1 protein-coding gene is annotated in these 498 nt (G+C 61.2%); it reads left to right on the top strand.

The window, feature by feature from the left end; translation table 11 throughout:
- Nucleotides 1-498, top strand: a 498-nt coding sequence (locus tag AADR41_RS42260; RefSeq protein ID WP_342287791.1) for an MFS transporter, incomplete at both ends; no start/stop codon positions are given.

Here is a 498-nt window from a genome sequence, read left to right as displayed (position 1 = left end):
CGTCACGACCGCTCTGCCGGCGACCATCCGCGCGCTCAACGCCAACCTCAACCAAGGGGTGTGGATCACGAGTGCGTACCTACTCACCTACGCTGTCCCGCTGCTGATTACCGGACGCATGGGTGACCGCTGGGGACCGCATCGTATGTACATCATCGGCATGCTCGTCTTCGGAGTTTCTTCACTGGCATGTGGTCTGTCCCCGACGATTGGCGTCCTTATCGCTGCTCGGGCGATTCAGGGCATCGGAGCTGCCCTTATGACTCCGCAGTCCCTGTCGATGATCACCCGACTTTTCCCATCGGAGAAACGCGGTGCTGCCATGGGCCTGTGGGGAGCCACCGCCGGTGTCGCGAGTTTCGTCGGTCCTGTACTCGGCGGCATCCTCGTTGACACCCTGGGCTGGGAGTGGATCTTCTTCGTCAATGTCCCGATTACTGTCATTGGGTTGTGGCTGGCTATCCGTAACGTGCCTGCCCTCGAAACCCACGGCCACGC

Source organism: Streptomyces sp. CLV115 (genome assembly GCF_038448545.1).
Classification (GTDB): Bacteria; Actinomycetota; Actinomycetes; order Streptomycetales; family Streptomycetaceae; genus Streptomyces; species Streptomyces sanglieri.
The sequence above is the reverse complement of the archived record's forward strand: the minus strand, read 5'-3'. Positions and strand labels throughout refer to the sequence as shown.